Source organism: Microbacterium wangchenii, from assembly GCF_004564355.1.
Lineage (GTDB): Bacteria > Actinomycetota > Actinomycetes > Actinomycetales > Microbacteriaceae > Microbacterium > Microbacterium wangchenii.
This window is the reverse complement of record NZ_CP038266.1, coordinates 2,123,800-2,150,735: the sequence shown is the minus strand read 5'-3', so window position 1 is coordinate 2,150,735 and position 26,936 is coordinate 2,123,800. Positions and strand designations below refer to the sequence as shown.

The following is a 26,936-nucleotide window of genomic DNA, read 5'->3' as shown; positions in this document are numbered from 1 at the left end:
AGGGCCGTTCCGCCCGGAAGAGGGCGGAGTTCTCCTGGAGCCCGCTCAGCAGGCTGTGGGAGTGGCGCAGAAGGAGACGGTCACAGCGAAGACCCCGGACGGGTTCCCCATCGGAGCGATGCGATACGCAGTGGGCTGAATCATGCTGGACCTCCTCTCGACTTCAGACGCGACCTGTGACGCTAGCGCGGGGAACCCGACGCCGTCAAGGGTTTTCTCAGGAACTGCCCTCTCCCGGGCGTGTCGGGGCGGATGCAGGGGCGGCGGTACGGCATGCCGCGCAAGGTTCCCAGACGCGTTCGGGTACCGTGAGCCGGTGAGGAACCCGGCCGGGAAGGCGCATCCATGCACCTGAAGAGCGTCACGCTCAAGGGCTTCAAGTCGTTCGCGCAGCCGACGACCTTCGCACTGGAGCCAGGTGTGACGTGCATCGTCGGCCCCAACGGCTCGGGAAAGTCCAACGTTGTCGACGCGCTGGCCTGGGTCATGGGGGAGCAGGGCGCCAAGACCCTGCGCGGCGGCAAGATGGAGGACGTCATCTTCGCCGGCACCTCCACGCGAGGACCCCTCGGCCGTGCCGAGGTGCAGCTGACCATCGACAACAGCGACGGCGCGCTGCCCATCGAGTACGCCGAGGTCACGATCAGCCGCACGTTGTTCCGCAACGGCGCGAGCGAGTACGCGATCAACGGCGAGACCTGTCGCCTGCTGGACGTGCAAGAGCTGCTGAGCGACTCCGGACTCGGCCGCGAGATGCACGTCATCATCGGCCAGGGCCGCCTCGACAGCGTGCTGCAGGCCACGCCGGAGGACCGCCGCGGATTCATCGAAGAGGCCGCCGGCATCCTCAAGCACCGCCGGCGCAAGGAGAAGACCCTTCGCAAGCTCGAGGCGATGGAGACTAACCTCACCCGCCTGAGCGATCTCGCCGGCGAGCTGCGGCGCCAGCTGAAGCCCCTCGGTCGCCAGGCCGAGATCGCGCGGGAAGCGGCGACGATCGCCGCCGTCGTCCGTGATGCCAAGGCCCGCCTCTTCGCCGACGAACTCGTGGCGCTGCGCACCCAGCTGGCCGACCACGCCCGCGCGGAGAACGAACGGCACACCGAACGGGTCGTCCTGCAGGACCAGGCCGAGAACCTGCGGGTGCGCATCGAGCGGCTGGAGAACGACCAGCGCTCGGAAGCGGTCGATCGGGCGCGTCGGGTGGCCTTCTCCCTTCAGCAGGTGCAGGAGCGGCTGCGCGGGCTCTATTCGCTCGCGGGGCAGCGCCTCACCCTTCTCTCGGCCGACGACGACGACCCCGCCGGGTTCTCCGCCACCGTCTCGCGCGGCATGATCGATGACGCCCGCGCCGAGATCGACGAGATCTCCGCCGGGCTGGGCGATGCGCAGGATGCCGCCGCCGAAGCCGCCCGCGGCGTCACCCGCGCCCGCGCCGAACTCGATGCCCTCGACGTGGACATCGCCGCACAGAGCGCCCTGGTGTCCGAGCACGACATGCGCATCACCGCCCTGCGCGGCACGGCCGAGGCCGCCGCATCCGCCCTGGCAGCGGTGCGATCGGCCGTCGAGCGTCAGCAGCGGGCGCTGGATGCCGCGCTCGTCCGTCGCGCGGAAGCCGAAGCCGAGCGGGAGGGGCTCGAGCCCGAGTTCGCCCCGGAGGAGTCGGCCGCCGAGCACTCCGCCGCGTACGAACGCGCGCAGCGCGAGGCCAACGAGGCGGAGACGACCGTGGCGGAGCTGCGTGAACGGCTCCACGCCGCCGAACGCGAGCGGGAGGCGCTCACCGCGCAGACGACGGCCCTCGGCCGCGCCCTGGATGTGCGGAACGCCGCCGCCGAGCTCGTGGCGGGAGGAGGCGCCGGCATCCGCGGGCTCGTCAGCGACGCGGTCAAGGTCCGCTCCGGCTATGAGGCCGCCATCGCGGCGGCCCTCGGGCCGCTGGCCGAAGGCCTCCTCGTCGACACGCGGGACAACGCCTTCGCCACGGCGCTGCTCGCGCGCGACGGCGACCTGGGGGTCGTGGACATCCTCACCGCCCAGGCCACGCCCGGCCGGTCGCAACCGCCCGCGATCTCCGGCGTCGTCCCGGCCGCCGACGTCGTGACGGCTCCGGAGGGAGTCCGCGCGCTGCTGTCATGGGTGCTCGTCGCCGACGACCTCCCTGCCGCCCGCGCGGCGCTGACCGAGCTCGAGGACGCCGCCGCTCCGTTCACGATCGTCACGCGGGCCGGCGAGGTCGTCACGGCCGTCACCGTGCGCGCCGGCTCCGGCGCCGGCCGTTCCCGCCTCGAACTGGCCGCCGAGCGCGACGCCGCCGCCGAGCGGCTCGCCGAGATCACGGTCATCGCCGACTCCTTGCGCGAGGCGCTGTCGGACGCGGTGGCCGCCCAGGGTGCGGCGCGTCAGCGCGCCCGTGAGACGCTGAACGCCCTGCGCGCGCAGGACGCCGCGCTGGCCGCGCACGCGGAGAAGGTCAACCGGGCCACGGTCCGCCACGAGGCCGCGGTCGCTGAATGCGACCGGCTCCAGGCCGGACTCGCCCAGGCCCAGGCCGCCGTGGCCGACGCGGAGGCCGCGGAGCGGACAGCGCGGAGCGCCCTGGAGCGGGCGCTGGAGGCGCCCCGCCCGATCCTCGACGCGTCCGCCCGCGACGGCCTGCTGGCAGCTCTGGAAGAGGCGCGCGACACCGAGATGCGCGCGCGGTTGGAGGTCGAGACGCTCCGAGAGCGCGTGCGCGCCGGCGAGGCCCGCGTCATCCAGCTCGAACGCCAGCGGGAGCGCGAACGCGCGGCCGCCGAGGAAGCCGCCCGGCGCGCCGTCGTGCGGCGGGCGCAACGGGAGATCGCCGCCGACGTGGCGGCCCAGCTCCCCGCGCTGCTGGACTCCGTCGACCGCTCGGTCAGCCAGGCGCGGGTGGACCTCGCCGCGGCCGAGTCGGCACGCACGGCCGTGACGGCCGAACTGGCGCAGGCCCGCAGCCAGGAGGCCGCCCTGCGAGACCGCCTCGGCGCGCTCACCGAGAACGTGCACGGCCTGGAGCTGCAGATCCACGAGAAGCGCCTGCACGTGACGAGCCTCCTCGAGCGCGTGCACTCGGAGTTGGGGCTGGACGAGGATATTCTCGTTCGGGAATACGGTCCCGAACAGCCGATCCCCTCGGATACGCCGGTCGCGGAGGGTGAGGAGCCGCCGCTGGTCGCCTTCGACCGCGCCGCCCAGAAACGTCGCCTCGCCGACGCGGAGCGCAAGCTCTCCCAGCTCGGGCGGGTGAACCCCCTCGCTCTGGAGGAGTTCGCCGCCCTCGAGCAGCGTCACGCCTTCCTCACGGAGCAGCTGGCCGACCTGACGCAGACGCGCAAAGACCTGATGACCATCATCGAGGAGCTCGACGAGCGGATGCAGACCATCTTCGTCGCCGCCTTCGAAGACACCAAGGCCGCGTTCGCGGAGGTCTTCCCCATCCTGTTCCCCGGTGGCACCGGCAGCATCACCCTCACAGACCCGGACTCTCCGCTGACGACGGGGATCGAGGTGTCGGTGCGCCCGGTCGGAAAGAAGATCGAGCGGCTGTCGCTCCTCTCCGGCGGGGAGCGGTCACTGGCTGCGGTGGCGTTCCTGGTGTCGATCTTCCAGGCCCGGCCGAGCCCGTTCTACATCCTCGACGAGGTCGAAGCCGCACTCGACGACGCAAACCTGGGCCGGCTCCTGGGCGTCTTCGAACGCCTGCGCGAGAGCAGCCAGCTCATCGTCATCACGCACCAGAAGCGCACGATGGAGATCGCCGACGCCCTCTACGGCGTCTCGATGCGCCAGGACGGCGTCTCGGCGGTCGTGGGCCAGCGCGTGGGCGATCGCGCGTCGGCCTGACCGCGGCCCGTAGGCTGGAGGCATGGCGGAGAACTCCTGGTCGCTCGGTCGCGCGCTGCGCGGACTGTTCGTCAAGCCCACGATCGACGAGACGACGTGGGAAGACCTCGAGACGGCGCTGCTGACCGCCGACTTCGGCCCCGACATCACCGAACGCATCGTCGATGAGCTGCGGGAGAAGGTCGAGCGATTCCGCACGACCGATCCGCGCGACCTCCAGCGGATGCTGCGGGAGACCCTCGAAGAGCACTTCGCGAAGTTCGACACGACGCTGCGCCTCACCGAGCGCCCTGCCGTCGTGCTCGTGGTGGGGGTCAACGGCGTGGGCAAGACCACGACGATCGGCAAGTTCGCGAAGTTCCTCCAGCGCTACGGCAGGTCGGTCGTGGTGGGGGCCGCCGACACCTTCCGCGCCGCCGCCGTCGATCAACTGGCGACGTGGGCCGAACGCGGGGGAGCGGCGATCGTCCGGCCCCAGCACGAGGGCCAGGACCCGGCATCCGTCGCCTTCCAGACGATCACGTACGCGAAGGAGACCGGCACCGAGATCGTCCTGGTCGACACCGCAGGGCGCCTGCACACCAAGGGCGGGCTCATGGACGAGCTCGGCAAGATCCGCCGCGTGATCGAGAAGCAGGCCCCCATCAGCGAGGTGCTGCTCGTGCTGGATGCCACCACCGGGCAGAACGGTGTGATGCAGGCACAGGCCTTCCTCGAGCACGCCGGCGTCACCGGCCTCGTCATCACCAAGCTCGACGGGTCGGCCAAGGGCGGGTTCATCCTGGCCGTTCAGGAGCGCACCGGCATCCCGGTCAAACTCCTCGGCCAGGGCGAGGGCGTCGGCGACCTGACCGGTTTCACGCCGCACGTCTTCGCCGCGTCGCTCGTGGACTGACCACGGCGACTACCGCACTACCGAAGGGACTGGTTTCATAGGGCCATGGCGATCGAGCACGACTTCTTCGGACTCTTAGAGTCGGGCCCGGACGGATCCATCTTCTGGTCCGAGAACGTCGAACTGGGCGACCAGACGGTGACGGTCGACCTGACCGCTCCCGACCAGGACGATGTGTCGCAGGGGGCGTTGGATGTCGCCGCGGCGATGGTGTCGTCTCTGGAGGCGATCGACCGCACGGCCCGCAACGCCATGGTGTCCGAGCTCGATGACCGCACGAGCGAGGTGATCGAGTACATCCTCCAGCAGCAGCAGGTGCTGGGCGAGGAGCTGGAAGACCTCATGGTCGACGTCTCCGGCGACGTGCAGGTCGACGTCATCCGCTCCCTGCAGCTGATGAGCATGACGATCCTCGCCGACGAGCACGGCGGCAGCGAGCCCTTCGCGGTGCTGGAGTACGCGCTGGACCCCGACGCCACCGACGACGTGCTGCTGGTGAACCTCGCCTCCGACGGGCACGTGCAGTCGGTCACGAGCGCGGACTGACCGCCCCGGCGTGCAGACCTTCCTGCCCTACCCGTCGTTCCGCGAGTCTGCGCGCGTGCTGGACCGCCCACGACTGGGTAAGCAGAGGGTCGAGGCGTTCCAGCTGCTCCGCGCTCAGACGGTTCCGGGCTACGGGTGGCGCCACCATCCGGCGGCGAAGATGTGGACCGGGTACGTGCCCGCGCTCGTGGCCTACGGATTGGCGATGACCGACGAGTGGATCGCATCCGGTCGCGCCGACACCGTGCGCGACAAGCTGCTCGCGTTCGCGCCGGAGATCGACGGCGTCCCGCAGGAAGAGCTCGACGTGCCGCCGTGGCTCGGCGACGAGGCCTTCCACCTCTCGCATCGGTCGAACCTCATCCGGAAGGACCCGGAGCACTACCGGCCGATCTTCGGCGACATCCCCGACGATCTGCCCTACGTCTGGCCGACCGTCTGAGTCGGACCGCCTGCGCGAAGCCGGACCCCACGCCGCGATCGGCGGCGAATCCGCGCCGACTAGCCTGGAGGAATGTCGAGTGAGAGCCGTACCGGGCGCCCGAAGGCGTCGTCGCGCGAGACTCTCGCCGAAGCGGCGTGCGAGCTGTTCCTCGAGCAGGGATATCACGCCACCTCCGTCTCCGACATCACTACGCGGGCCGGGGTGAGCCGCTCCAGCTTCTTCAACTACTTCGCCTCGAAGGGCGACGTGCTGTGGGCGGCTCTGGATGAACGCATCCTCGCGCTGACGCGGCGACTGCGCGACGAGCCGGCCGGCGACGCCGACGCGCGCGTGCGCAGCGCCGTGACCGCCCTCGCCGACGGCTTCCGGCCCGACAGTCTCGCGCTGGCTGCCGCGCAGGCCGAGGCGATGGGGATCCGCGACGAACTCCAGCGCGAGGCGGGGGTGCGCAGGGCGCGGATCGCCGAGGCGGTCGCCGAGCGCCTGCGGCGGGAGGGCGTCGATCCGCTTCAGGCCGAGGTGCTCGGCGCGGCCTACGGGGGAGCCGTGCTCGCGGCCATCTGGCGATGGGCCGCGCGGGGTCCGGGCCGCATCGAGCTGGGCGATGTGCTGACGGCCGCGCTGGCGGTCGTGCCGCGCGCTGACAGCCTCGACCAGGCGGACGGCGCGCTCGCGTAAACTTGCCGCATCATGGCTACCTTCGGCACGCTCTCCGATCGGCTCACCGAGACCTTCCGCAACCTCCGGACCAAGGGCAAGCTCACGCCCGCGGACGTGGACGGAACGGTCCGCGAGATCCGTCGCGCCCTCCTCGAGGCCGACGTGGCGCTGCCGGTGGTGAAGGACTTCACCGCGGCGGTGCGCGAGCGCGCCCTCGGCGACGAGGTCAATCGGGCGCTGAACCCGGCCCAGCAGGTCGTGCAGATCGTCAACGAGGAGCTCGTCGGGATCCTCGGCGGCCAGCAGCGTCGCCTGCAGTTCGCCAAGAACCCGCCGACCATCATCATGCTCGCCGGCCTCCAGGGTTCGGGGAAGACGACCTTCGCCGGCAAGCTCGCCCGCTCGCTGGAGAAGGACGGACACACGCCGCTTCTCATCGCCGCCGACCTCCAGCGGCCCAACGCCGTCAACCAGCTGCAGGTGGTGGCTGAGCGCGCCGGAGCTGCGATCTACGCCCCCGAGCCGGGCAACGGCGTCGGCGACCCGGTGAAGGTCGCGCGTGACGGGGTCGAGTACGCGCGTCGTCAGCAGCACGACACCGTCATCATCGACACCGCCGGACGCCTCGGCGTGGATGCCGAGCTCATGAAGCAGGCCGCCGACATCCGCCGCGCGACCGACCCCGACGAGGTCCTGTTCGTCATCGACGCGATGATCGGTCAGGACGCCGTCAACACCGCCAAGGCGTTCCAGGAGGGCGTCGACTTCACCGGCGTCGTGCTGTCCAAGCTCGACGGCGACGCCCGTGGCGGTGCCGCCCTGTCCGTCGCATCCGTCACGGGGCGACCCATCATCTACGCCTCCACGGGTGAGGGTCTCGACGACATCGAGCCGTTCCACCCCGACCGTATGGCGTCGCGCATCCTCGACCTCGGCGACATCCTGACCCTCATCGAGCAGGCGCAGCAGGCCTTCGACGAGGAAGAGGCGATGAAGGTCGCCGAGAAGCTCGCGACGGAGACCTTCACGCTCGAGGACTTCCTCGAGCAGATGCAGCAGATGAAGAAGATGGGCTCCATGAAGAAGATGCTCGGGATGCTCCCGGGTGTCGGCTCCATGAAGCAGCAGCTGGAGAACTTCGACGAACGCGAGATCGACCGCACCGAAGCCATCATCCGCTCCATGACGCCCGCCGAGCGGCGCAACCCGAAGCTGCTCAACGGCTCGCGGCGCCTGCGGATCGCGCGCGGTTCGGGCATGACCGTGACCGACGTGAACTCCCTCGTGCAGCGCTTCGAGCAGGCCGCGAAGATGATGAAGACCATGGCCCGCGGCGGTGTGCCGAACATCCCGGGGATGGGTCCCGTCCCCGGCGCCGGTCGCCCCGGAGCCTCGTCCAAGCGCGGCAAGCAGCAGAAGTCGAAGGGCTCGCGCTCGGGCAATCCGGCCAAGCGGGCCGCGGAGAACGCCGGCCTGGCCGCATCCGCCCCCGCCGCACCGACGGGCTCGGGCTTCGGCCTGGGTGGCGGCGCCGGCGCGGCTGCGCCGAGCGAGTCCGACCTCGCCGAACTGCAGAAGCTCCTCGGCCGCGGCTGACCCGCCGCCGTCCCGGTGCGGCCGCGCCCACATTCAGGAGATCCGCTGAATTCAGGCCGAAGTAGGCCCCAGGCGTCCTGATCCGGGCATATCTCCTGAATTCGGATGCGGCGGAGTCTCCTCCCCACGCGGCGATCGGCGTGTCCTCTCCACGGATCGCGTGCGACGGCGCCGACCGTCGCGGTCGGGCGGCACGCTCAGGACATGTCTCGACACGTCGCCCTCCTGCGCTGGGTCCGCGAGGGCAAGGGTGTGGCCCATACGTCGGCCGCACGCGCCGCGGGATTCGGCAAGACCGATGTCGCCCGCGCGGTGGAACTCGGGTTGCTCCGCCGCGTTCGCCGCTCCTGGCTCGTCGCACCTGACGCCGATCCCCGCCGCGTGGCGGCAGCAGCGGTCAGCGGCCGGACGACGTGCGTCACGCAGGCCGTCCTCGTCGGGCTGTGGGTCCCGAACCACGACGGGGTGCACGTCGCCGTCGCCGCGAACGCCGCTCGTTTCGACGCCGCCGGCCTCGTGGTGCACTGGGCGGCGGGGCCCGCGCCGGTCGCCCCGACGTCGAACGAAGACCCGCTCGTCAACGTGCTGTTCCACGCCGCGCGGTGTCTGCCACGCACGGAGGCGATGGCCGTGTGGGAGTCCGCGTTACGGCTGCGGCTCGCCGAGGCGCCCATCCTGCAGGCCGTCCAGTGGGGGAGCCCCGCGGCGCGGGAGCTGGCCGACGCGGCATCCCTCCTCTCGGACTCCGGACTCGAAACCCGTTTTCTCGCGGGCATGCGCGCCCTCGGGATCGCCCTGCGCCAGCAGGTCTGGCTCGATGGCCACCCCGTGGACGTGCTCATCGGGGAGCGGCTCGTGGTGCAGCTGGACGGCTTCGCCCATCACCGGGCCGCGGACCGCCGCCGCGATATCGCCCACGACGCTCGCCTCCGCCTCCGCGGCTATACGGTGCTCCGGTTCGACTTCCACCAGGTGCTGTTCGACTGGGCGTACGTCGAGGAGACCGTGGTGCTCGCCATCGCGCAGGGTCTCCACCTCGCCAGCCGCTCATCATGACCAACCGGATTCAGGAGATCGACCGGAATCAGGAGGGATGCAGCGGATTCGGTCCTGACTCCGGCGATTCTCCTGAATTCGGGCCAGCGGCGGCCGGTCAGGAGGCGAAGGAGCGGAGGTGCTCGCGCAGCGTGGGCCCGCTGCGGAACTCCCGGATGAGGTGCTGCGCGACCTCGCGCAGGTCGCCGTCGGCGGCCTCGGCCACCGCGAGCTGACGGGCGGAGCTGCCGCCGGTCGTGAGGATCGTCTCGAGCGCGGCGAGCTCGCGCGCGCACTTCAGCTCCACGGCGATGTCGGCGACCTCGTCGATCGTCTCTCGGAGGTGGTCCACGACGGGCGCCTGCGTCCCCTCGGCGTCGACGATGATGCGCGCGCCCAGGCCGTACCGGGCGGCGCGCCACTTGTTCTCCCGGATGTACCACGGCGGGATGCGGGGGATCGGCCGCCCCTCGTCGAGGTCGCGCGAGAAGCGTTCCACGAGCGTCTGGGCGAGCGCGGCGACAGCGGCGAGTTCGGGGAGGGTCGACATCCCGTCGCACGCGCGGATCTCGATCGTGCCCCAGCGCGGTGCGGGGCGGACGTCCCACCGCACCTCAGTGGCGTCGGCCATGACGCCGGTGCGCATCATGTCATCCAGGTACGCCTCGTACTGGGCCCAGTTCTCCAGCTGCCACGGCAGCCCGGCGGTGGGCAGCTGCTGGAACACCAGCGCGCGGTTGGAGGCGTAGCCGGTGCGCTCTCCCGCCCAGAACGGGCTCGACGCCGACAGCGCCTGCAGGTGCGGCAGGTACACCGAGAGCGCGTCGATGAGGGGGAACACCTTGTTGACGTCCTCCACTCCCACGTGCACGTGGATGCCCCAGATGAGCATGTTCCGTCCCCACCACTGGGTGCGCTCGATGAGCTTGTGGTAGCGCGTCTTGTCGGTCACCTGCTGGTCGTACCACTGCGCGAAGGGGTGGCTGCCGGCGCACAGCAGCTCGACGCCGAGCGGCTCGGTCTGCGTGCGGACGGCGGCGATCGCGTCGGCGATGTCATCCACGGCGGCCGCGACGGTGTCGCCGACGCCGCTGGTCAGCTCGATGGTGTTGGTGAGCAGTTCCTGCGTGATGGTGAAGCGCTCGAGCTTCGTGCTCTCCTCCAGCGGCTCGACGATGTCGGGCGCGCGGGGGACGAGATCGCCGGTTTCGCGGTCGGCGAGCATCAATTCCCACTCGATCCCGACCGACGAACGTGCGGAGGGCGCGAACGGGACCGTCATGGCGACAGTCTGACACGGGGACGCACCGCGACCGCTCGTTTCGCAGCATCCCCCGATGTCTGGCAGAATAGAGGGCTGGACCGTGTGCTCGACCCTCTATCCAGCCCCGGTCCGACCATTTGAGCTTCCGTCGGATGCGTACCCCACTCCGGCGACCGGTTCGTCACCTTCCACACCACCAGGAGAATCGTGGCTGTCAAGATCCGTCTCAAGCGTCTCGGAAAGATCCGCGCGCCCTACTACCGCATCGTCGTCGCCGACTCGCGCACCAAGCGCGATGGTCGTGTCATCGAGGAGATCGGCAAGTACCACCCCACCGAGGAGCCCTCGTTCATCGAGGTCGACTCCGACCGCGCGCAGTACTGGCTCGGCGTCGGCGCACAGCCGACCGAGCAGGTCGCCGCGCTGCTGAAGCTCACCGGTGACTGGGCCAAGTTCAAGGGCGAGAAGGACACCTCCTCGAAGGTGCGCGTCGCCGAGCCGAAGGCTCCGTTCGAGGTCGACTCGTCCAAGAAGTCCGTCGTCAAGCCCAAGGCCGAGAAGAAGGCCCCCGCGGCCGACGCCTCCGCCGACGACGCCCCCGCGGCGTCCGACTCCGAGTAAACCGTTGCTGGCCGCCGCGCTCGAGCACGTCGTCAAGGGGATCGTGGATCACCCCGACGACGTGACCATCCGCTCCAGCACGTCCCCGCGAGGCGACGTGCTGGAGGTGCGCGTGCACCCGGACGACCGGGGGCGCGTGATCGGGCGCGGCGGACGCACGGCCAAAGCGCTGCGTACTCTCATCTCGGCGCTCGCGGACGGTCGTCGCGTTCGCGTCGACGTCGCCGACGACTGATGTCGGACGCAGCACAGCCCCGACCCGCCAAGCCCCCGCGCACGCAACTGCGCGTGGGCCGGCTGGTCAAGGCGCACGGGCTCAAGGGCGCCCTCAAGCTCGAGCTGTACACCGATGACCCCGAGGGCCGGTTCGTCCCTGGCGCGACGTTCACACTGCAGGTGCCGACGTCCTCGCCGTGGCACGGCAAGACGCTCACCGTGCGGGAGTTCCGCTGGATGAACAGTCACGCCGTCGCCTTCTTCGAGGGCGTGGACGACCGTTCCGCCGCCGAGGAGCTCGTCCGCGCCATCCTCTGGATCGATGAGGATGCCGCGACCTCTCCCGCCGAGGACGACGCGTGGTACGACCACCAGCTGGTGGGCCTGGACGTCGTGCGCGACGGCGAGGTGGTCGGACGCGTGGCGCGCGTGGACCACATGCCCGCGCAGGACCTGCTGATCGTGACGGCGGGCGAGCGCGAGGTCCTCGTGCCGTTCGTGAAGGCGATCGTCCCCGAGGTCGATGTCTCCGCCGGGCGCGTGGTGGTCACCCCGCCGCCCGGGCTGTTCGAGGAGCTGCCCCCGGCGGCCGACGACGAGCCGGAGCCGGCCGAAGCCGTTCCCGCATCCGACGAGGACGAGCCCCGGGAGGACTGACGTGCGCATCGACGTCGTCTCGATCTTCCCGTCCTTCTTCGACGCGCTCGAGGTGTCGCTCCTGGGCAAGGCCCGCGCGGCCGGCGTGCTCGATATCCGCGTCCACGACCTGCGGGACTGGACGCACGACCGTCACCGCACCGTCGATGACACCCCCTACGGCGGCGGAGCCGGCATGGTCATGAAGCCCGAGCCGTGGGGCGAGGCGCTGGATGACATCGTGCGCGACACGCGCGAGCGCCCCGTCTTCGTCTTCCCGTCCCCGGCCGGCGAGGTGTTCCGCCAGTCCACCGCGCGCGAACTCGCGCATGCGCCGCACCTGGTCTTCGGATGCGGTCGCTACGAGGGGATCGACGAGCGGGTCTTCGCCGAGGCCGCCACCCTGGGCGAGGTGCGGCTGATCAGCCTGGGCGACTACGTCCTCAACGGCGGCGAGGTCGCGGCGATGGCGATGATCGAAGCCATCGGCCGGCTCATCCCCGGCGTCGTCGGCAATCCGCAGAGCCTCGTGGAGGAGTCCCACGAAGACGGTCTCCTGGAGTACCCGTCGTACACGAAGCCGGCCGTGTGGCGCGGCCGGGAGGTGCCGCCGATCCTGCTCAGCGGCAATCACGGCGCGATCGCCGCGTGGCGCCGCGAACAGCAGATGAAGCGTACGCGCCTGCGCCGCCCCGACCTCCTGGCCGAGTGAGTACTCCGCTGCCCTGATCCGGCCGGATCAGTCCACGCCGAGGAAGGACCGATCCGTCAGGATGACGGGCCCCTCCTCGGTGATGGCCACGGTGTGCTCGGAGTGCGCGCCGCGCGACCCGTCGGCGCTGCGCAGCGTCCAGCCGTCGGGGTCGGTGATGAGCTTGTCGGTGGTGGCGAGGAACCACGGCTCCAGGGCCAGAACGAGGCCTGCGCGCAGCGGATAGCCGCGTCCGGGCTTGCCGTCGTTGGCCACGTGGGGGTCGCCGTGCATTTCGCGCCCCACGCCGTGCCCGCCGAAGTCGTTGTTGATGGAGTACCCGTCGGCGCGGGCGACGGCGGCGATCGCGGCGGAGATGTCGCCGATGCGGTTTCCGACGGTCGCGGCGTGGATCGCCGCATCCAGGGCACGCTCGGTGGTGTCGATGAGTGCGAGGTCTTCGTCGCGCGGTGTGCCCACGACGAAGGAGACCGCCGAATCGGCGACCCAGCCGTCCACGGACACGGCGAAATCCAGCGTCACCAGGTCGCCGTCGCGCAGCGCGTAGTCGTGCGGCAGCCCGTGCAGCACGGCGTCGTTGATCGACGTGCAGATGACCTTGCCGAAGGGGCTCGCCCCGAACGAGGGGTGATAGTCGATGTAGCACGACTCGGCTCCGGCACGACGGATCATGTCGTGGGCGCGACGGTCGATCGCCAGCAGGTTGGTGCCCACCTTGGTCTCATCGCGCAGGGTCGCCAGCGCCTCCGCCACGAAGCGGCCGGCCGGCCGCATCGCCTCGATCTCCGCCGGGGTGCGCAACTCGATCATGGATGTCCTTCCGTCCCCTCCATTCTCCGTCATGCGCCAGCCGAGAGGATGCCGAGGGAAATCCGGGGCCCGGGACGGGTGCGCGGCCCCCGCGTTAGCATCGGAGCATGTGGCTTCGTCGCGCGTTTTTCTGGTGGTTGTTCCCGGCCGCCGTCGTGCTCCCGGCGTGGCTGCTGGCCGGCTGGATCGCGTTCGACGCCGGCGGGTGGGCGCTGCTGTGGGTGCTGTTCCTCGCGATGCCCTCGGTGTTCGTCTCCCAGCTGATCCTCGCGTTCCTCGTGCGGGCGCGCTCGAGCGTGCGCCTGACGCGAGCCGTGTCGTGGTGGGACGTGCTGGGGTTCGGGGTCTGGCATGCCCTCATCATCGCGACGGGACTGTTCAACGCCACGTGGTTCGCGCCCGTCCTCGTGCTGACCCTGTTCGTCGCCGTCGCGCTGTTCTGGCTGACGCTGTGGCAGCTGTGGCGCGAGGCGCGGGACGGCACCCGGGCCTACCTGCGCGCCGCCGACGGCACGGCCTACCTTCCGCCGCAGCCTCAGCCGCAGGCGCAGCCCAAGGCCGCTGAGACGCCCGTGATCGTCGTCGTGGAGCGCCCGCCGGACGCCTGATGGTTTGGGGGCGCTCCGCATCCATGGCAGAATGGATCATTGTGCCCTGACCGGCTCTGCCACAGGGGAGACCGCCGCGTTCCGCGGCCTCGGGCACACTCCGAACCTCACCAACCATCGTGCGATCGACCTGTGGCGGTCGCAGGAAGAGAAGATCATGCAGATCCTCGATGCCGTCGACGCGGCCTCGCTCCGTTCCGACATCCCCGACTTCGGTCCCGGTGACACCGTCAAGGTGCACGTGAACATCACCGAGGGCACGCGCTCTCGTATCCAGATCTTCCAGGGCATCGTGCTCGGTCGCTCCGGTGACGGCGTGCGCGAGACCTTCACCGTCCGCAAGATCAGCTTCCAGGTGGGCGTCGAGCGCACCTTCCCGGTGCACAGCCCGGTCATCGACCACATCGAGGTCGTGACCCGCGGCGACGTCCGCCGCGCCAAGCTCTACTACCTCCGCGCCCTGCGCGGCAAGAAGGCCAAGATCAAGGAGAAGCGCGACCGCTGAGCGCCTCCGTACCGAAACGCCCCGGCTCCGGCCGGGGCGTTTCTCGTTTCCCGCAGAACCGCTGGGTGGATTCCCGCTGCGCGCGCCAGGTGTGCGACGCTTGACGGGCGGTCCGCGTCGTCCTCGGCGGGCCCGGTGTGAAGGATCCCCATGAGCAGCGACCAGACCGCATCCGTCCCGGCGGCCGCCGCCGGTCCCGCGGGCGGGGAGCACGATCGCCGGCGCGGCTGGCTGATCTTCCTGCGCGACGTCGTGGTCATCGTCGTGGTGGCGCTCCTGGTGTCGTTCCTGGTGAAGACCTTCGTCGTGCGTTCGTTCTACATCCCATCCGCGTCGATGGCGCAGACCCTGCTCGTGGATGATCGCATCCTCGTCGACGAGGTGACGCCCCGGTTCGGCGGCTACGAGCGCGGCGACGTGGTGGTCTTCCGCGATCCGGGCGGGTGGCTCCCGCCCACCGTCCGAGCCCCGCGCCCCCCGATCGTGGAGGCCGGGGAGTGGCTCCTGTCGCTGGTGGGTCTCTCCGCGCCGGACAGCGACGATCACCTCATCAAACGGGTGATCGGCGTCGCCGGCGACCACGTGGTCTGCTGCAACGCGCTCGGGCAGGTGAGTGTCAACGGCGTCCCCATCGACGAGACCGACTACCTCAACCTTCCGCCCGGCCGCGACGCCGCCGAGCCCGTGCCGTACGAGATCGACGTGCCGGAGGGGTCGCTGTGGGTCCTGGGCGACAACCGTGACAGCTCGCGTGACTCCCGGTACAACCAGGACCAACCGGGGGAGGGCTTCGTCCCGCTGGAGAACGTCGTGGGCCGGGCGTTCCTCAAGACGTGGCCGGTGAGCCGCTTCGGTCCGATCGACTTCCACCATGACGTCTTCGCCGGCGTTCCCTCGTCCGAGGATGCGCCGTGACGGTCGTGGAGCCGCGTCTGACGCTCGAGCGGCGCCTGCTGAAGGAGCACGCGCTGGTCATCGCGTGCGACGAGGTGGGCCGCGGTGCCCTGGCAGGCCCGGTGGCCGTCGGTGCGGCCGTGATCGACCCGGAGCGCTCACGTAAACGGATCCCCGCCGGACTGCGCGATTCCAAGCTCGTGCCCGAGCTCAAGCGTGCCGACGTGGCAGCGCGGGCGTCGTCGTGGGTCGCCGCCAGCGCCGTCGGGTGGGCGAGCTCGGCGGAGATCGACCAGGTCGGGATCATGCGGGCGCTCGGGCTGGCGGCGATCCGCGCCATCGCCGACCTGCGGACCTACGGTGTGGTCCCCGAAGAGGCGATCGTCATCCTCGACGGCAACTACGACTACATCACCGCCGCCGGTGCATCCGGGCTCCGCGTCACGCCCGTGATCAAAGCCGACCGCGATTGCGCGAGCGCCGCCGCGGCATCCGTCATCGCCAAGGTCGCCCGTGACGCGGTCATGACCGGCCTGCACGACGAGACCCCGGCCTACCAGTGGGTGCGCAACAAGGGCTACGCCAGCCCCGAGCACCGCGACGCGATCCGGGCGCACGGGATGAGCCCGCATCACCGACAGTCGTGGGCGATCGCCGACGCCCCCACGCTGTTCTGACCGACCACGCGGCGGGGCTCCGCCCACCGCACCCGCATGCCGCGCCCTAGGATGGAGACACCATGGATGACGATGTCTTCGAGGACTACGACCGCGAACTCGAACTCGCGCTGTACCGCGAGTATCGCGACGTCGTCTCGCAGTTCCAGTACGTGATCGAGACCGAGCGCCGCTTCTACCTCGCCAACGAGGTGAACGTCGTGCGTCGTGACACCGAGCACGACTTCTACTTCGAGATCTCGATGAACGACGTGTGGGTGTGGGACATCTACCGGGCAGACCGCTTCGTGAAGTCCGTGCGCGTGCTCACCTTCAAGGACGTCAACGTCGAGGAGCTGTCGCGCCGCGACTTCCAGCTTCCCGAAGAGCTCTCCCTCGACGGCTGAGCCCACCTCTCCTCCCCAGGCGCCGGCTTTCACGCGCCGTCCCCGGATGACGCGACCACCCGCGTCCGGGGGTTCGCGCGCCGTCAGGCTGAGCGCATGGCAGCCAAGGACGACTTCGGCAGGGCGGGCGAGGATCGTGCGGCCGCGCACCTGCGGGCGCACGGGTACACCCTCCTCGACCGCAACTGGCGGTGCCCTCAGGGGGAGATCGACCTCGTCGCCGTGCGCGGCCGCGACCTCGTCGTCGTGGAGGTCAAGTCCCGCCGCTCGGACGCATTCGGCCATCCCCTCGAGGCCATCGACGAGCGCAAGGCGGCGCGACTGTGGCGCCTGGCGCTGGCGTGGATCGCGTCCCACCCCGCCGACGCGCGCGGCCGGCGGCTGCGCGTGGACGCGATCGCGCTGACCGGCGTCGATCCGGCCACCGCGATGCTGGAGCACCTCGAGGATGCGCTGTGACGACCGCGCGCACGCTGTCCATCGCGCTGTCAGGGCTGGACGGCGCCGTCGTCGAGGTGGAGGCCGACCTCACGCCGCAGACACCGGGGTTCCGGGTCATCGGCCTCCCCGACAAGGCCATCGGCGAGGCCGTGCAGCGGGTGACGAATGCGTGCGCCAATCGAAACCTGCCCCTTCCGCGGCGTCGCCTGACGGTGAACCTCTCTCCGGCGAGCGTGCCCAAGCACGGGTCCGGCTTCGACGTGGCGATCGCCGTCGCGGCCTTGGCCACGGAGCATCCGGTGGATGCGGCGCGTGTGGCCTCGACCGTGCACATCGGCGAGCTCGGGCTGGACGGCCGACTGCGCCCCCTGCCGGGGGTGCTGCCCGCCGTGCTCGCGGCGGCACGCGGTGGCGTCGCCCGCGCGGTCGTCCCGTGGGCCAACCTGGCGGAGGCGGAGCTGGTGGAGGGCATCGAGGTCTTCGGCGCCGTGTGCCTGGCCGACGTGCTGCGCTGGCACGGAGCGGCCACCGATGCTCCCGAACTCGACGCCGTGAGCGTACAGGGCGGGGTCGAGCCGGTGGCGTCCGACGAGGTGCCCGACCTCTCGGACGTCATCGGGCAGCCCGAGGCGGTCGAGGCGATGGTCGTCGCCGCCGCCGGTGGGCATCACGTTCTGCTGAGCGGACCGCCGGGTGCGGGCAAGACGATGCTCGCGCGGCGGCTGCCGGGCATCCTGCCGCCCCTGGACGACGATGCGGCGCTCACGGCGGCGTGTGTGCGCTCGCTCGCGGGTGCCCAGGTGACCCGCCTCTCGCGCACGCCTCCGTGGGAGGCGCCCCACCACAGCGCGAGCGTGGGCGCTCTGGTGGGCGGCGGGTCGCGCGTCGTGCGCCCGGGTGCGATCGCGCGTGCGAGCGGCGGAGTCCTGTTCCTCGACGAGGCGGGCGAGTTCGCGGCATCGGCGCTGGATGCCCTGCGGCAGCCGCTGGAGTCCGGCACGATCGCCATCCACCGCACCGGGGCGTACGCGTCCTATCCGGCCCGGTTCCAGTTGGTGCTCGCGACCAATCCATGCCCGTGCGGTCAGTACGGGGTTCCCGGCGGCACGTGCGTGTGCCCGCCGCACGCGATCCGCCGCTACCTCGGGCGCCTGTCCGGCCCGCTGCTGGACCGCATCGACATCGAGCTGTCGCTGCGGCGGGTCTCCGTCGCCCACCGCGACGCGGCACCACACGTGACGACCAGCGCCGCCGCGCGCGGACGGGTGCTCGCCGCACGGGAGCGCACCCTGGCGCGGCTCAAGGAGACACCGTGGCGCCGCAACGCCGACGTGCCGGGGACATGGCTTCGCCAGGGCCCGCTCGCCCTGGCGCCCATCGTGCGTCGGCCGCTCGATGCCGCCCTGCATCGCGGCGCGCTCACGCTGCGCGGTTATGACCGCGTCCTGCGGGTCGCCTGGACCCTCGCCGACCTCGCCGGGCGCGCCACCGTGGACGTCGGCGACATCGGACGCGCCCTCTTCCTCAAGAGAGGGGTCATGGCATGAGTGGATTCGATCTGTCGGCCGACGCGTCCACCGCGGCATTGCGCGGCGTGCGCGCCGCATCCGCTGCATCCGCCGACGTGTACGCCCGTGCCGTGTGGAGCGTGCTCACCGAACCGGGCGACCGCGTCGCCGGAGCGCTGATCGCGCACCTGGGCGCGGCGCCCGCATTGCGGCACGCCCTCTCCGGCGCCGCAGCGGAGTCGCCCGTGTCGCCGCGGGAGATGGCGACCGCGCGGGAGCGGTGGATGCCGCGGGCCGACCCCGCACTCGTCGCCACGGCGCTGGAGCGCGCCCGGCGTTCGGGAACCCGGCTCGTCGTACCCGGGGACGCGGAATGGCCGACCCGCCTGGATGACCTGGGCGAGCACGCGCCGCATGCGCTGTGGATGCAGGGGACGCCCGGCGACTGGAACGTCACGCCCGCGGTCGCTCTGGTGGGCGCCCGCGCGGCGACCGGCTACGGGGAGCATGTGGCCGCGGAGCTGTCGGCCGAGCTGGCCGGCGAGGGGGTGACGGTCGTCTCCGGCGCCGCCTACGGGATCGACGGCGCCGCGCACAGGGCCGCGCTGTCCGCCGGCGGCCGCACCGTCGCCCTCCTGGCCGGTGGGGTCGACCGCCCGTATCCGACCGGTCACACCGACCTTCTCCGCCGCATCGCGAGCCACGGCGTGGTGGCGGGGGAGACGCCGTGCGGCACGGCACCCAGCAAGTGGCGGTTCCTCGCGCGCAACCGGCTCATCGCGGCGCTGTCCGACGCCACGATCATCGTGGAGGCCGGCGTGCGCAGCGGGTCGCTCAACACCGCCGCGCACGCGGCCTCCCTCGGCCGGGCGCTCGGTGCTGTTCCCGGGCCGGTCACCAGCGCCGCATCCGCGGGGGCGCACCGCATCCTGCGGGAGTTCGACGGGGTGTGCATCACCGGCGCCGACGACGTGCGAGAGCTTCTCGGGTTCACCGTGGCGGCGCCAGTGGCGACCGGAAGCCGCACCTCCGAGCTCACGCGCCTGCTCGATGCCGCGAGCACGCGTGTCGCGACGCCGGCCCTCGAGCTGGCGCGGCGCAGTGGCCTGGCGCCGGCGGAGGTGGAGGCGCTGCTCGGCCTGGCCGCCCTGTCCGGCGACCTCCTGGCCGACGGGGACGGCTGGCGACGCGCGCCGACCCGGTGACCCGCCGCGCGCCCGCCCCCCACGGGCGGCGCGGCGGGGCATTCTGGGAGAGTGCTGCTGAGTGCCGCGACCGACGCCTACCTCGCCGACCTGGAGTCGGTGCGGCGGCTTGCGCCGGCGACGGTGCGCGCCTACCGGTCCGACCTCGACGATCTGATCGCCACCGTCGGCGACGCGCCGCTGGCGGAGGTGGACGTCGAGCACCTGCGGGAGTGGTCATGGGGCGCGGCGCAGCACGGGCTGGCGCGCAGCACGCTGGCGCGGCGCACCGCCGCCGTGCGCGGACTGTTCCGCTGGGCGCGGGAGGAGCACCTCATCGAGTCCGACCCGACGCTCCGGCTGACCAATCCCAAACGCGGACGCACGCTGCCGCAGGTCGCCTCGGCCGACTCGCTGCGCGAGGTGCTCGAAGAGCTCGCGGTCCGCGCCGCAGAGGGCGACCCGGTGACGCTGCGCGACTCCGCCGTGCTCGAGCTCCTGTACGGCGCGGGCGTGCGCGTGTCGGAGCTGTGCGGACTCGACGTGGATGACCTGGACCCGCAGCGGCGGACCGTGCGGGTGCTGGGCAAGGGATCGAAGGAGCGGGTCGTGCCGTACGGCGGCGCCGCCGCCCGGGCCCTCGACGGGTACCTCGTGCGTGCCCGGCCCGCGCTCGCCGCGCGCGCGGACGATGCCGGGGCCGCACTCTTCCTCGGCGTCCGCGGACGGCGCCTGGGGGTGCGCACGGTGTACGACCTGGTCACCCGCACGGTCGGGCCGGCCGTGGGATCGGCGGCGGTGGGGCCCCACGCGCTGCGCCATTCCGCCGCAACCCACCTCCTGGACGGCGGCGCCGACCTCCGCGCCGTGCAGGAGATCCTCGGACACGCGAGCCTGGGCACGACGCAGATCTACACGCATGTCTCCAGCGAGCGCCTGAAGGAGTCGTACCGGCTCGCGCACCCTCGCGCGTAGCTGCGCGGGAATCGAGGACTCTCGCGGATCGAGAGCACCCGGGTCTTTCGGACCTTCGATCGGCCGGATCTCCTCGTTCGCCGGGCGAGGGACCTACCGTGGAAACATGACTCGACGCGCACACCTGGCCGTTCTGGTGGCATCGGCGGCGATCCTGTCCGGATGCGCCGCGCCCGACCCCGTCGTGACGCGCCTGCCCTCCGACGAGGCCCGGCCCGTGCCGTCGGCCACGTCCTCGCCTCCGGCGACGCCGACAGCAGCCCCGGCCGACCCCGGCACCGCGCAGGACTGCGCCGGCGCACCGCTCACGCTCACGGCGGGCTCGCCCTCCCTGGCCGTGCGCGGCGACTGCCCCTCGGTGCAGGTGCAGGGCAACGACCTCGCCGTGGACCTCTCGGCCGCCGACATCGACGTGCTGGGCATCGAAGGCGACCGTGTCACGGTCACGGTGGGGGAGACGGATTCGCTCACGCTGGTGGGGAACGACTCCACGGTCACCGCGCGCGATCTCGACGACCTCATCATGACCGGAGACCGCAACACCGTCACCGCGACGGACTCCATCGACGCCGTCACGGTGGACGGGAACGACAACGTCGTCCGCGGCATCGACGACGATGCGGTCATCTCCGACGGCGGGGCCCGCAACTCCATCCAGTGATCCGCGCCTTCAGCAGCACGGCAGGAGGACGGCGCGCGGCACGCCGCCCAGGAGCAGCAGCGGGTTGATGTAGTCGCCGTCCAGCCGCACTCCGAAATGCACGGCTCCCTCGGCGGTATGGCCTCCGGAGGCGACCTCGGCGACCTCCTGCCCGCGAGTCACGGCGTCGCCGGGACGCAGCGCCGACTCCACCGGCTCGAAGGTCGTCACGAGCCCGTCACCGTGATCGATCGTGAGGACGCCCCGATCCACCACGGTGCCGGAGTAGGCGATGACCCCGTCGGCGGGGGCGCGCACCGCGCCGTCGGCGGCCAGGTCGATGCCGCGGTGCCCCGCACCGTACGCGTGCGCGGGCGCGGCGAAGGGGCGGACGATCTGCACCGGCGCCGTCGGCCACGTCCATCCGCGCTCCATCAGGGGCGCTGAGGCAGGAGTGGTCACCGCCCACACTGCGGCGACGGCCACGGTCACGGCGCTGCGGAACGGGTGCGGCATCGCCCCAGGATCGCGCGCGACCACTGCCCACCGGCGGGCGGAAACGGCTCCGGTGGACGGTGCCGGCGATGCGGGGTGCTGGGGAGGCGCGGCTGGTACAGTAGAAGGGCACCCCGTCCGTCGGGGTGACTCCGCGTGTCCACAGCGCACCGCGGTTCCCTGCGAACTGCACCGCGCGGCATCCCGCATCCACCGGTCTCCCGAGCTTTCGCCCGGGAGCGGATGCGTGCCGGACACCAGGCTCGCCGCCCATCCGGGCCGGCGCGAAACCAACCGCAACCCAGGCGCATCCGCGCCCAGAGAAGGAGAACGGCCATGGCCGTCGTCACCATTCGCCAGCTGCTCGACAGCGGCGTCCACTTCGGACACCAGACCCGCCGGTGGAACCCGAAAGTCAAGCGCTTCATCCTCACCGAGCGCAGCGGCATCCACATCATCGACCTGCAGCAGTCGCTGTCCTACATCGACAAGGCGTACGAGTTCGTCAAGGAGACCGTCGCCCACGGCGGCACCATCCTCTTCGTCGGCACCAAGAAGCAGGCGCAGGAAGTCCTCGCCGAGCAGGCGACCCGCGTCGGCCAGCCGTACGTGAACCAGCGCTGGCTCGGTGGCCTCCTCACCAACTTCCAGACCGTCTCCAAGCGTCTCGCGCGCATGAAGGAGCTCGAGGAGCTGGACTACGACAACCCCGCCGAGAGCGGCTTCACCAAGAAGGAGCTGCTGCTGAAGAAGCGGGAGCTCGACAAGCTGCACAAGTCGCTGGGCGGTATCCGCAACCTGCAGAAGACCCCGTCCGCCATCTGGGTCGTCGACGCCAAGCGCGAGCACCTGGCCGTGGATGAGGCCAAGAAGCTCGGCATCCCCGTCATCGGCATCCTCGACACCAACGCCGACCCCGACGAGTTCCAGTACCCGATCCCCGGCAACGACGACGCGATCCGCTCGGTGAGCCTGCTCACCCGCATCATCGCCGACGCCGCGGCCGAGGGCCTCATCCAGCGTCACCAGCCCGCCGGGGAGGCGACCGAGGTCGCCGAGCCGCTGGCGGAGTGGGAGCGCGAGCTGCTCGAGCAGGGTGCCCCGTCGCAGTCCTCCGCCGAGACCGAGAAGGTCGCGGATGTCGCCGAGGCCACCGCCGAGGCGAACGAGCTCATCGCCGACGAGCAGGCCATCGAGGGCGAAGCGGCGACCGAGTCCGCCGCCGACGCCGAGGCAGCCGCCGCCGCGGAGCAGACCACCGACGAGGCCGCTCAGGCCGAGTCCGCCGAGAAGTAATCGGCGCCCGCACCACACTCCCGTCGGCGAGGTCGTGACCAGCGACCTCGCCGACGTCTCCCTCAGAACTCACCAGAACTAGGAGCCACCACACATGGCAAACTTCACGATCGCCGACATCAAGGCGCTGCGTGAGCAGCTCGGCACGGGCATGGTCGACACCAAGAAGGCGCTCGAGGAGGCCGACGGCGACGTCGACAAGGCCGTCGAGATCCTGCGTCTGAAGGGCGCGAAGGGCAACGCCAAGCGCGCCGACCGCTCCACGAGCGAGGGCCTGGTCACCGCGCGTGAGCAGGACGGCAAGGTCACCCTGCTCGAGCTCGCGTGCGAGACCGACTTCGTCGCCAAGAACGAGCGGTTCATCGCGCTGGCCGACAAGGTCGTGGAAGCGGCTGCCGCCGCCTCCGCCGACTCCGCCGAGGCGGCCCTGGCCGCCCCCGCCGGTGAGCAGACCGTCGCCGAGCTGATCTCGGACGAGGCCGCCATCATCGGCGAGAAGGTCGAGCTGCGTCGCGTGCGCACGCTGACCGGCGAGCACTTCTCGGTGTACCTGCACAAGACCAGCAAGGACCTCCCGCCGCAGATCGGTGTCGTCGTCGCCTACAGCGGCGAGAACGCAGAGGCCGCTCGCAGCATCGCGCAGCACGTCTCGTTCGCCAACCCGACCTACCTCGCCCGCGAGGACGTGCCCGAGGCCGACGTCGAGAAGGAGCGCGAGATCGTCACCGAGATCTCCCGCAACGAGGGCAAGCCGGAGGCGGCGCTGCCGAAGATCGTCGAGGGTCGCGTGAACGCGTTCTTCAAGCAGGTCGTGCTCCTGGACCAGGACTACGCCAAGGACAACAAGGTGTCGGTGGCTCAGGTCGCCAAGGACGCCGGGATCACGATCACCGACTTCGCTCGCTTCAAGGTCGGCGCGTAACACGTGTGGAAGGCCCGCATCGCTGACCGGTGCGGGCCTTTCCCATGCCCGACGATAAGTTGTACCCGACGAGAGGATGACACGTGATCGATGAGGCCACCGGACGCCGCCGCGTCCTGCTGAAGCTGTCGGGTGAGGCTTTCGGCGGAGGGCAGCTGGGTGTCAATCCCGACGTCGTCAGCCAGATGGCCCGTGAGATCGCCGCGGCGGTGGATCGTGTCGAGGTCGCCGTCGTCGTGGGCGGGGGGAACTTCTTCCGCGGCGCCGAGCTCAGCCAGCGGGGAATGGACCGCGGCCGGGCCGATTACATGGGCATGCTGGGAACGGTCATGAACGCCCTCGCGCTGCAGGACTTCCTCGAGCAGGCCGGCGCGGCCACGCGCGTGCAGTCGGCCATCTCCATGACCCAGGTCGCCGAGCCGTACATCCCGCGCCGCGCCGAGCGCCACCTCGAGAAGGGGCGCGTGGTCATCTTCGGAGCCGGCGCCGGCCTGCCGTACTTCTCCACCGACACCGTCGCCGCGCAGCGGGCGCTGGAGATCGGCGCGACGGAGGTCCTCGTCGCCAAGAACGGCGTGGACGGCGTCTACACCGCCGATCCGCGGCACGACGCCACGGCGACGCGCATCGACACCATCACCTACCGCGACGCCCTCCAGCGCGGGCTCAAAGTCGTCGACTCCACGGCATTCAGCCTGTGCATGGACAACGGCATGGACATGCGCGTGTTCGGCATGGTGCCGGCCGGCAGCGTCACGCGCGCCCTGCTGGGCGAGCCGATCGGAACCCGCGTCACCGCGTGAGCGGAGCGTGCGCCCGCCGGATGGCGCGCGCTTGTCTAGACTGAGACGTCGAGCCCAACGAATGGAGTCCCCGTGATCGCCGATGTTCTGGCCGACGCCGAAACGCGCATGGACCGCGCCGTCGAAGCTGCGAAAGAAGACTTCGCCACTGTTCGCACCGGGCGCGCGAACCCGCAGATGTTCCAGAAGGTGATGGTGGACTATTACGGTTCCCCCACCCCGCTGGCCCAGCTGGCTTCGCTGAACAACCCCGAAGCCCGCACCCTCGTGGTCACCCCCTACGACAAGTCGGCCCTGAAGGCGATCGAGACCGCCATCCGCGACATGCCGAACCTCAGCGCGAACCCGACGAACGACGGCAACATCGTGCGCGTCACGCTGCCCGAGCTCACCGCCGAGCGCCGCAAGGAGTTCGTCAAGATCGTCCGGGGCAAGGGCGAGGACGCGAAGGTGCACGTCCGCGGCATCCGCCGGAAGTCCAAGGACGAGCTGGATGCGCTCAAGAGCGAGGTCGGCGAGGATGAACTCGTCCGCGCCGAGAAGGAGCTGGATGCGTTGACCAAGGCGCACGTCGACGCGATCGACGAGGCGCTCAAGCGCAAAGAGGCAGAGCTCCTCGAGGTCTAGACCCCATGACCGACCCCTCCGGCCCGGAAAGCGCGTCACCCCCGGACGCGCCGCTCTCCCGACGCGACGCGGCCCGTGCGCGCCGTGCGCAGAGCGCCGCCGACGCCGGGGCGGGCTTCCAGACGCACATCCGCGCCGCACGCACGGAGTTCGAGAGCCAGGTCGCGCACGCGCGCGCCGAGTTCGAAGAGGCCAACGCGCGCATCGCACAGCGCACGGGGCGCAACCTGCTGCTGGCGACCCTCATCGGCCTGGCCGCCGGCGCAGCGGTGCTCGGATCCCTCCTGTTCGTCAAGTGGATCTTCCTGGTCTTCGCGATCGCCGCGGTATCACTGGCCGTCTTCGAGTTCGCGCGCGCCCTGCAGGCCTCCGGACGTCGCGTCGACCTCGTCCCGCAGCTGCTGGCGAGCACGCTCCTGCTGCTCTCGGGTGCATTCACGAGCCTGTGGCTGCACTGGGTCGCCGTGATCGCGGCGGTCGTGCTCGTGGTGGTGTGGCGCCTGCTCGGGCAGATGTTCGCGCGCGACGGCCGCTCGTACGGCGCGGTGCTCTCCGACGTCCTGGTCGCGGGGTTCATTCAGCTGTACGTGCCGTTCATGGGCAGCCTCGCGATGGTGCTGCTCGCTCAGCCCGAGGGGGAGTGGTGGGTTCTCGCCTTCCTCATCGTGACGGTCGCCGCCGACACCGGGGCGTATGTCTCCGGTCTGACCTTCGGACGCGGCGGGCGTCATCTGATGGCCCCGCGGATCAGCCCCAAGAAGACGTGGGAGGGCTTCGCCGGCGCCGCCGTCGCCGCGCTTGCGGCCGGAGTCCTGCTGGCGCTGTACATGCTGCACCTCCCGTGGTGGGCGGGGCTGATCTTCGGCGCGGTGATCCTCGGCACCGCCACAGCGGGCGATCTCGGTGAGTCCATGATCAAGCGCGATCTCGGCATAAAGGACATGAGCTCGTGGCTGCCCGGCCACGGCGGCGTGCTCGACCGACTCGATTCCATCCTCCCCTCGGCCACGGGAGCCCTGGCGCTGTTCTATCTCCTGAGCCCTCTGGTGGTGACATGACCCTCGAGACGGAGCGCCCGGCCGAGGAGGCCGCGACCGAGACCCGCCCGCCGTTCCCCGACGCGACCGGTCGGCAGAAGGGCTACGAGAAGCGCGCGGTGGATGCGTTCCTCGAGCGGGCCCGTGCCGCCTTCGAATCCGACGAGCCCGATGCGCTGCGCTCGACGGAGGTGCGCGCCACGGCGTTCCCGCTCGTCCGTCACGGGTACGCCATCGCCCCCGTCGATGCCGCGCTCGGGCGCATCGAGGACGCCTTCGCCGCTCGCGAGCGCGAGTGGGCGATGAACCGGCGCGGCGCGCGGGCCTGGGTCGCGGAGTCGCGCGAGACCGCGCAGGTGGTCCTGGACCGGCTGCTGCGCTCGCGTGGACAGCGCTTCGACCGCGTCGGCGTGCTGCGGTACGGCTATCGCGTGGACGAAGTCGACCTGGTCGCCGACAAGATCGCGCGCTACCTCGCGGCGGGGGAGCCGGTGACGGCCGACCAGGTCAGAGCCGTGGCGTTCCGGATGCAGCGGGGCGGCTATCGCGAGGACCAGGTCGACGCGGTGCTGGATGCCGTGGTCGAGGTCATGCTCGCCGTCGGCTGACGTCGTCCGCGCCGTGCGGCGGGG

30 protein-coding genes are annotated in these 26,936 nt (G+C 71.2%); 27 read left to right on the top strand and 3 right to left on the bottom strand.

What is annotated here, in order from left to right; all coding sequences use genetic code 11:
• Window positions 1-345: 345 nt before the first annotated feature.
• From smc to E4K62_RS10295, 7 genes are all read left to right on the top strand, one after another.
• Window positions 346-3,870 (top strand): chromosome segregation protein SMC, encoded by a 3,525-nt coding sequence (smc, locus tag E4K62_RS10325; protein ID WP_135067148.1) that lies wholly within the window; start codon window positions 346-348, stop codon window positions 3,868-3,870.
• A gap of 22 nt (window positions 3,871-3,892) precedes the next feature.
• Window positions 3,893-4,765, top strand: a complete 873-nt coding sequence (gene ftsY / locus E4K62_RS10320; protein ID WP_135067145.1) for a signal recognition particle-docking protein FtsY — start codon at window positions 3,893-3,895, stop codon at window positions 4,763-4,765.
• Window positions 4,766-4,810: 45 nt separating this feature from the next.
• On the top strand, window positions 4,811-5,311 hold the full coding sequence (locus E4K62_RS10315; protein WP_135067142.1) for a DUF2004 domain-containing protein: 501 nt from the start codon (window positions 4,811-4,813) through the stop codon (window positions 5,309-5,311).
• 10 nt (window positions 5,312-5,321) lie between these two features.
• A complete protein-coding gene (locus E4K62_RS10310; RefSeq protein ID WP_135067139.1) occupies window positions 5,322-5,753 on the top strand; it encodes an MSMEG_6728 family protein in 432 nt (143 codons plus the stop codon).
• Between the two features lie 72 nt (window positions 5,754-5,825).
• Window positions 5,826-6,434, top strand: coding sequence for a TetR/AcrR family transcriptional regulator (locus tag E4K62_RS10305; protein ID WP_135067136.1), 609 nt, complete (start codon window positions 5,826-5,828; stop codon window positions 6,432-6,434).
• Window positions 6,435-6,446: 12 nt separating this feature from the next.
• Window positions 6,447-8,012 (top strand): signal recognition particle protein, encoded by a 1,566-nt coding sequence (gene ffh / locus E4K62_RS10300; protein WP_135067133.1) that lies wholly within the window; start codon window positions 6,447-6,449, stop codon window positions 8,010-8,012.
• 204 nt (window positions 8,013-8,216) lie between these two features.
• Window positions 8,217-9,068 carry an endonuclease domain-containing protein gene (locus E4K62_RS10295; RefSeq protein ID WP_135067130.1) on the top strand — a complete coding sequence of 284 codons (852 nt, stop codon included), beginning with the start codon at window positions 8,217-8,219 and terminating at the stop codon, window positions 9,066-9,068.
• A gap of 97 nt (window positions 9,069-9,165) precedes the next feature.
• Here E4K62_RS10295 and E4K62_RS10290 read toward each other — a convergent pair whose 3' ends face one another.
• Window positions 9,166-10,329 (bottom strand): glutamate--cysteine ligase, encoded by a 1,164-nt coding sequence (locus E4K62_RS10290; protein WP_135067127.1) that lies wholly within the window; start codon window positions 10,327-10,329, stop codon window positions 9,166-9,168.
• 189 nt (window positions 10,330-10,518) lie between these two features.
• On the opposite strand from E4K62_RS10290, the gene rpsP reads away from it, so the two are divergent.
• Genes rpsP through trmD form a run of 4 tightly spaced genes read left to right on the top strand, consistent with a single transcriptional unit; the run spans window position 10,519 to window position 12,496 of the window.
• Complete coding sequence (gene rpsP / locus E4K62_RS10285) at window positions 10,519-10,932, top strand: 30S ribosomal protein S16 (protein ID WP_135067124.1); 414 nt, start codon at window positions 10,519-10,521, stop codon at window positions 10,930-10,932.
• A 4-nt stretch (window positions 10,933-10,936) separates the two neighbouring features.
• Window positions 10,937-11,167, top strand: a complete 231-nt coding sequence (locus tag E4K62_RS10280) for an RNA-binding protein (protein WP_135067122.1) — start codon at window positions 10,937-10,939, stop codon at window positions 11,165-11,167.
• On the top strand, window positions 11,167-11,805 hold the full coding sequence (gene rimM, locus E4K62_RS10275) for a ribosome maturation factor RimM (RefSeq protein WP_135067118.1): 639 nt from the start codon (window positions 11,167-11,169) through the stop codon (window positions 11,803-11,805). The genes E4K62_RS10280 and rimM overlap by 1 nt, the downstream gene beginning before the upstream one ends.
• A 1-nt stretch (window position 11,806) precedes the next feature.
• Window positions 11,807-12,496 carry a tRNA (guanosine(37)-N1)-methyltransferase TrmD gene (gene trmD, locus E4K62_RS10270; protein ID WP_135067115.1) on the top strand — a complete coding sequence of 230 codons (690 nt, stop codon included), beginning with the start codon at window positions 11,807-11,809 and terminating at the stop codon, window positions 12,494-12,496.
• Window positions 12,497-12,523: 27 nt separating this feature from the next.
• On the opposite strand, the gene map is transcribed toward trmD, so the two are convergent.
• Window positions 12,524-13,306 carry a type I methionyl aminopeptidase gene (gene map / locus E4K62_RS10265; protein ID WP_135067112.1) on the bottom strand — a complete coding sequence of 261 codons (783 nt, stop codon included), beginning with the start codon at window positions 13,304-13,306 and terminating at the stop codon, window positions 12,524-12,526.
• Window positions 13,307-13,413: 107 nt separating this feature from the next.
• On the opposite strand from map, the gene E4K62_RS10260 reads away from it, so the two are divergent.
• The 10 genes from E4K62_RS10260 to E4K62_RS10215 all read left to right on the top strand — a co-directional run bounded on the left by E4K62_RS10260 (window position 13,414) and on the right by E4K62_RS10215 (window position 21,145).
• Complete coding sequence (locus tag E4K62_RS10260) at window positions 13,414-13,914, top strand: MFS transporter permease (protein ID WP_135067109.1); 501 nt, start codon at window positions 13,414-13,416, stop codon at window positions 13,912-13,914.
• A 157-nt stretch (window positions 13,915-14,071) separates the two neighbouring features.
• Complete coding sequence (gene rplS, locus E4K62_RS10255) at window positions 14,072-14,419, top strand: 50S ribosomal protein L19 (protein WP_135071207.1); 348 nt, start codon at window positions 14,072-14,074, stop codon at window positions 14,417-14,419.
• Between the two features lie 150 nt (window positions 14,420-14,569).
• Window positions 14,570-15,334 (top strand): signal peptidase I, encoded by a 765-nt coding sequence (lepB, locus tag E4K62_RS10250; protein ID WP_135067106.1) that lies wholly within the window; start codon window positions 14,570-14,572, stop codon window positions 15,332-15,334.
• Window positions 15,331-15,990, top strand: coding sequence for a ribonuclease HII (locus E4K62_RS10245; protein ID WP_135067103.1), 660 nt, complete (start codon window positions 15,331-15,333; stop codon window positions 15,988-15,990). Before lepB ends, E4K62_RS10245 begins: the two co-directional genes overlap by 4 nt.
• Window positions 15,991-16,052: 62 nt before the next feature.
• Window positions 16,053-16,376 carry a DUF2469 family protein gene (locus E4K62_RS10240; RefSeq protein WP_135067100.1) on the top strand — a complete coding sequence of 108 codons (324 nt, stop codon included), beginning with the start codon at window positions 16,053-16,055 and terminating at the stop codon, window positions 16,374-16,376.
• A 96-nt stretch (window positions 16,377-16,472) separates the two neighbouring features.
• Window positions 16,473-16,835: a YraN family protein gene (locus tag E4K62_RS10235; protein WP_135067097.1), complete on the top strand. Its 363-nt coding sequence runs from the start codon at window positions 16,473-16,475 to the stop codon at window positions 16,833-16,835.
• Entirely contained in the window at window positions 16,832-18,364 is a 1,533-nt protein-coding gene (locus E4K62_RS10230; RefSeq protein WP_135067094.1) for a YifB family Mg chelatase-like AAA ATPase, read from the top strand. Before E4K62_RS10235 ends, E4K62_RS10230 begins: the two co-directional genes overlap by 4 nt.
• Window positions 18,361-19,530, top strand: a complete 1,170-nt coding sequence (gene dprA / locus E4K62_RS10225) for a DNA-processing protein DprA (RefSeq protein ID WP_135067091.1) — start codon at window positions 18,361-18,363, stop codon at window positions 19,528-19,530. The genes E4K62_RS10230 and dprA overlap by 4 nt, the downstream gene beginning before the upstream one ends.
• A gap of 51 nt (window positions 19,531-19,581) precedes the next feature.
• A complete protein-coding gene (locus E4K62_RS10220; RefSeq protein ID WP_135067088.1) occupies window positions 19,582-20,484 on the top strand; it encodes a tyrosine recombinase XerC in 903 nt (300 codons plus the stop codon).
• A 106-nt stretch (window positions 20,485-20,590) separates the two neighbouring features.
• Entirely contained in the window at window positions 20,591-21,145 is a 555-nt protein-coding gene (locus tag E4K62_RS10215; RefSeq protein ID WP_135067085.1) for a DUF3060 domain-containing protein, read from the top strand.
• 9 nt (window positions 21,146-21,154) lie between these two features.
• Here the strand turns inward: E4K62_RS10215 and E4K62_RS10210 are convergent, their stop codons facing one another.
• Window positions 21,155-21,640, bottom strand: coding sequence for a murein hydrolase activator EnvC family protein (locus E4K62_RS10210; RefSeq protein WP_135067082.1), 486 nt, complete (start codon window positions 21,638-21,640; stop codon window positions 21,155-21,157).
• Between the two features lie 315 nt (window positions 21,641-21,955).
• Here E4K62_RS10210 and rpsB point away from each other — a divergent pair, with 315 nt between their 5' ends.
• The 6 genes from rpsB to E4K62_RS10180 all read left to right on the top strand — a co-directional run bounded on the left by rpsB (window position 21,956) and on the right by E4K62_RS10180 (window position 26,912).
• Window positions 21,956-22,915, top strand: coding sequence for a 30S ribosomal protein S2 (gene rpsB / locus E4K62_RS10205; RefSeq protein ID WP_135067079.1), 960 nt, complete (start codon window positions 21,956-21,958; stop codon window positions 22,913-22,915).
• 94 nt (window positions 22,916-23,009) lie between these two features.
• Window positions 23,010-23,837: a translation elongation factor Ts gene (gene tsf / locus E4K62_RS10200; RefSeq protein ID WP_135067076.1), complete on the top strand. Its 828-nt coding sequence runs from the start codon at window positions 23,010-23,012 to the stop codon at window positions 23,835-23,837.
• Window positions 23,838-23,920: 83 nt separating this feature from the next.
• The gene (pyrH, locus tag E4K62_RS10195) at window positions 23,921-24,640 is read left to right on the top strand and encodes a UMP kinase (RefSeq protein ID WP_135067073.1); all 720 of its coding nucleotides are present in this window, start codon (window positions 23,921-23,923) and stop codon (window positions 24,638-24,640) included.
• 72 nt (window positions 24,641-24,712) lie between these two features.
• Window positions 24,713-25,267, top strand: a complete 555-nt coding sequence (gene frr / locus E4K62_RS10190) for a ribosome recycling factor (RefSeq protein ID WP_135067070.1) — start codon at window positions 24,713-24,715, stop codon at window positions 25,265-25,267.
• Window positions 25,268-25,272: 5 nt separating this feature from the next.
• A complete protein-coding gene (locus E4K62_RS10185) occupies window positions 25,273-26,325 on the top strand; it encodes a phosphatidate cytidylyltransferase (protein ID WP_135067067.1) in 1,053 nt (350 codons plus the stop codon).
• Window positions 26,322-26,912, top strand: coding sequence for a DivIVA domain-containing protein (locus tag E4K62_RS10180; protein WP_135067064.1), 591 nt, complete (start codon window positions 26,322-26,324; stop codon window positions 26,910-26,912). The genes E4K62_RS10185 and E4K62_RS10180 overlap by 4 nt, the downstream gene beginning before the upstream one ends.
• Window positions 26,913-26,936: the final 24 nt, after the last annotated feature.